At 41.4% G+C, this 5,120-nt stretch carries 2 protein-coding genes and 1 pseudogene; all 3 read left to right on the top strand.

Features of this window, described 5'->3' with window-relative positions; genetic code table 11:
- Positions 1–119: 119 nt before the first annotated feature.
- A pseudogene (locus F6K49_RS34855) lies at positions 120–1,301 on the top strand (glycosyltransferase); the annotation flags it as partial.
- Positions 1,302–2,054: 753 nt separating this feature from the next.
- A complete protein-coding gene (locus F6K49_RS34850) occupies positions 2,055–2,495 on the top strand; it encodes a transposase (RefSeq protein WP_293104035.1) in 441 nt (146 codons plus the stop codon).
- 754 nt (positions 2,496–3,249) lie between these two features.
- Complete coding sequence (locus F6K49_RS34845; protein WP_293104032.1) at positions 3,250–5,001, top strand: fatty acyl-AMP ligase; 1,752 nt, start codon at positions 3,250–3,252, stop codon at positions 4,999–5,001.
- Positions 5,002–5,120: the final 119 nt, after the last annotated feature.

Here is a 5,120-nt window from a genome sequence, read left to right as displayed (position 1 = left end):
TTCAAGTGTTAACCGAACAATGTAACGTTTCTCCATGGTTTCTCAGATGATGGGTAATGGCAGATGAGGATTACTTCTTTAACATCCATTCTATTCACAAAATTAAAACTGACAGACCACTAGTAGCGTTCCTGCTGGCGCGACGGTTGAAAGTTACCCAGTGCAATATTGCCCATGCCCTAGAAAAGTCCAAATACCTATTTAGTAACCTGTACTGGCAAGACTCAGAACAGCAATACCACTTCTCCCTGCAATTTACTGCTGATTTAATTGCCATGAATGCGGCTAATTTTATTATCAGCAGTACCTATCAGGAAATTGTGGGTACTGCTGATAGTGTGGGTCAGTATGAGTCTTACCAGAACTTCACCATGCCAGACCTGTATCATGTGATTAATGGCATTGAGTTATTCTCTGCGAAGTTTAATGTAGTGCCACCGGGAGTAAATGAAACTGTCTTCTTCCCCTACACCCGCACTCAAGGGCGAGTAGCTAGTGATATTAAGCGGTTGGATGAATTGCTGTTTACCCTAGACGACGAGGCCCAGGTGTTTGGCAAACTGGATTATCCTAACAAGCGCCCGATTTTTTCCATGGCTCGTCTTGACCGCATTAAGAACCTGACTGGGTTAGCGGAATGCTTTGGTAAGAGTCGAAAGTTGCAGGAACACTGTAACTTGATTTTAATTGCGGGTAACTTGCGCACTGAAGACTCCAGCGACAGCGAAGAAAAGGCAGAAATTGTCAAGCTTTACCAGATTATTGAGGAGTATAATCTCTACGGCAAGATCCGCTGGTTAGGGGTGCGCTTATCAAAGAGTGACTGTGGTGAAGTCTATCGGGTGATTGCTGACCGTCATGGTATTTTTGTTCAGCCAGCGCTGTTTGAAGCCTTTGGTCTAACAATTTTGGAATCGATGATTTCTGGTTTACCAACCTTTGGTACCCAATTTGGTGGACCGTTGGAGATTATTCAGGACAAGGTCAATGGTATCCTGATTAACCCTACTAACCAGGAGGAAATGGCTCAGAAAATCCAGGATTTTGTGACTAAGTGCGAGGAAAATCCCCAGTACTGGGAGGAAATTTCCAATCAGGGCATAGAACGAGTCTACAGCACCTATACTTGGAAAATCCACACTACGCGCTTGCTATCCTTAGCAGGGATTTACGGCTTCTGGAACTATACGTCTAAGGCAAACCAGGAGGATATGCTGCGTTATCTAGAAGCGTTGTTCCATCTGATTTATAAGCCTCGGGCTAAAAAGCTTTTGGAGGAGCATATGAGTCAGATTACTTAGGTTTTATAGCAATTCTCATAGTCATGAGCGACATTGCTTATCCTTTTAAGGCAGAAGGCAGAAGGCAGAAGGCAGCAAGGCAAGAAGCTCTTAAGGCAATAAGTGCCAATCAAAAGTGTACCTCATAGCTATGAGAAACGCTATATAGCTATGGTTGGAAGAGAGTCAAGCAGAATTTAGTTACGATTAACCTGAGTTCGACGTAAGAAAATCAGCTACAAACACCAACTCACCTGAGTTACAGAGTTTTGTTCTGTCGGAGCAATTATCAATAATCAATGATTATTGATAAATCCTTGTCGTTAACTACTTCCCATGATTGTAAATTTTTATTACTTTAAATTAAATAATATTAACATTATCTTCTTTTTTTGCACCAAACCTCTGATAATAAATAATTATTTTTCAGAGAGAAACAGAGCATGGAAATTGAAAAATTGTTTTGTGAAATAGACGACTTTTGTTTAGTCTTTGAAGAAAGCTTCAAGTCGAAGCTAATTGCACATCAAACAAAAAAAATAATCCGAAAAAGTAAACTGTGTTTGAGTGAAATCATGAATATTATTGTTGATTTTAATCGTTAAATTTATCGAATTTTCAAGGCTTATTATCAACATTTAATTCAATTTTACCAACAAAACTTTCCTCGATTAGTTAGTTGCAATCGATTTGTTGAGTTAATTTATCAGACTTTGATGCCTTTAATTTTTTATCTAAATTATCGTACAGTACCAGTGACAGGAAGAACGTTTTATCGACAGTATACCCATACCAATTTGCCATCCCAAAAGAGCCAAAATAAATAAGGGATTTACTGGTTTAGCGGCCTGGGGCAAAAGTTCTATGGGTTGGTTTTTTGGCTTTAAACTTCATTTAATAATTAAGGGATTTACTAGTTTAGCGGCCTGGGGCAAAAGTTCTATGGGTTGGTTTTTTGGCTTTAAACTTCACTGTACCTGTGCCAGATTTAACCCAGAATATCTGGGGTTATCTGGAGATCAAGGTTATATCAAAAAAGAATTATGGTCAGAAGTCTGGAACAAAAACATCAAACTCATTACACCTCTCAAAAAGAATATGAATAATAAATTAATGCTTTTCTGGAAACAAATAATGCTCAGAAAAAGATCTTTAATTGAGACAGTTAATGACCAGTTAAAAAATATTTCACAAAGCGATGCATCAAGACATTGAACATTATCGTCATCCTAGCATTATTAATTTTCTGGTCAATGTCGTCGCTGGTTTAATTGCTTATTATTTTCAACCCAAAAAGCCTTCGTTAAATTTGACAAAAGAGGGTCTAACAAACTTACAAAAATTACTAGTTTCATTAACTTGTAAATTCTTTTTTTCTTTAGTTAAATTTATCAAGACAGTATTTTTTGGATCACGGGGTGACAACAAATATCAAACCTAGATAGGTGTTAGATTTTAGGTTTTAGGTTTTGGGTAAAATGAGCGCATCGGAGTCATTTGTATTTGCCAGCAATTGAAGCAAATTTTACCAATTAAACTTCTTCTATAGTTTTATTAAATCCATCCCGCTTGACAATCTTCCCTAAAACCTAACCCCTAAAACCTAACCCCTGTAAGATTTTCAATTAGCTTGTCACCCCCTGAGATTTTTTGGACTAGTATTTTTTGAACTTTTGATGTCAATAAACGCAGATTATTGACACAAGCTTTACTCTGATTGATTTTCAGATTTATCCCTTATATCGAACTCAGGTATATATAGCTATGGTTGGACGAGAGTCAAGCAGATTTTAGTTACGATTAGGGTTGACAAGTATTTTTTTTTGTGATAGTTTTTTAATCGTGCTTAGTATAGGGCGCTATCAACGCTCAAAAAATAAGCACACCGAAGTATAGTTAAAACAGTAAAAAACTGTTGTAAGGGAGCAAGTAAGCGTTGAAAAACGCTATCTACCAAGGAGCTTGAAACTTGGAAAATATCAGATGTTCAGACCTTGACGAGAAGTTTTCCAATCTGGTAGAGTTGTTGCGCTTGAGAGCCCTAACTCAGCCTGCTAAAATCGCTTATACCTTCCTAGAAAAAGGGGAAGAAGAAACTGATCGTATCACCTATGAGGTATTAGACAAACGCTCAAGGGCGATCGCCTGCCAGTTGCAGTCTCTGGGGGCAACGGGAGAACGAGCTTTGCTAGTCTATCCACCAGGTATAGACTTCATTGCTGCCTTTTTTGGGTGCTTGTACGCTGGCGTAATTGCCGTGCCCGCTTATCCACCACCCCGACGCAGTCACAATCTCTCTAGGTTATTAGCGATCGCATCAGATGCAGAGGCGTTGTTTGCCCTAACTACCACATCTCTATTGACCGAGTTAACCAGTCGCTTTGCCCAGCATCCAGCTCTGGGGAGGCTGCACCTGCTTGCTACCAATAAATGCGATTGCGACCAAGGCTTGGACTGGTCTGAACCAACCCTAGACAGCAGTAGCCTGGCTTTTCTCCAGTACACCTCCGGTTCTACGGGAACACCCAAGGGAGTGATGGTGAGTCACGGTAATCTGCTACACAATGAGCGGATGATTAAGCAAGCCTTCGGACATAATAGCCAGCAAACAAGTGTAGTAGGTTGGTTGCCGACTTTCCACGACATGGGACTGATTGGAAATGTATTGCAGCCCTTGTATTTGGGCATAAGAGCAATTCTTATCTCACCCCTGGCATTTCTCCAGCAACCTATCTTTTGGCTACAAACCATTTCACGATACCAAGCTACTACTAGTGGCGGCCCCAATTTTGCTTATGACCTGTGCGTTCGTAAAGTTAAGCCAGACCAGTTGGCTACTCTAGATCTGAGCAGCTGGGATGTGGCTTTTACAGGAGCAGAACCAGTCCGTGCCGAGACTCTAGAGCAGTTTGCTGCTAAATTTGGCCCCTGTGGCTTCCGAAAAGAGGCGTTTTACCCCTGCTATGGCATGGCAGAAGCGACGTTATTTGTGTCTGGGGGGTTGAAAACAAAGCAACCAGTTATCTGTTCGCTTGATGGGAAAGCATTAGAGCAAAATAAAGTAATACCCCTCTGTAGCGAGGTTACAGGTGTCCGTAAGGTTGTAGGTTGTGGCCAGTCATGGTTAGACCAAAAAATTGCCATCGTTGACCCTGAATCCTTAAAGCTATGCGCTGATAACCAAGTAGGAGAAATTTGGGTGTCCGGTGCCAGTGTAGCTGGTGGCTATTGGCAGAAACCAAAGGAAACAAAACAGACGTTTCATGGCTACATAGCAGATACAGGAAAAGGTCCATTTATGCGGACTGGAGACCTAGGATTTGTAAACAATGGAGAACTATTTGTTACAGGTCGCCTCAAGGATGTTATTATCATTCGCGGTCGCAATCATTATCCCCAAGATATTGAACTGACGGTGGAGCGGAGTCATCTTGCTTTACGACCAGCTTCAGGAGCAGCTTTTGTAATGGAGGTCAACGGTGAACAGCGACTAGTCATTGTTCAGGAAGTAGAGCGGACTTACCTACGAAAGTTAGACACACAGGAGGTAGTCAGACATATTCGTCGGGCAGTAGCATCTGACCACGAACTGCAGGTTCATGATGTAGCACTGTTAAAACCTGGGAGTATCCCTAAGACTTCCAGTGGCAAGATTCAGCGTCATCGTTGTCGAGCTAATTTTCTCAGTCAACAACTCACCGCTAAGTCCTTCAGACTATAGCGGGAGCTTGTTAAAAGCTCATAGTTGAGGTCGTATAGTTCGTCAACCTCTGGATCGCTAAACCGGCCCCAATTGGGCGAAGCACCCGTGAGAAATTTGACCAGAACTTCGTCGGGGTC

It is taken from the genome of Moorena sp. SIO3I6 (assembly GCF_010672095.1).
The sequence above is the reverse complement of the archived record's forward strand: the minus strand, read 5'-3'. Positions and strand labels throughout refer to the sequence as shown.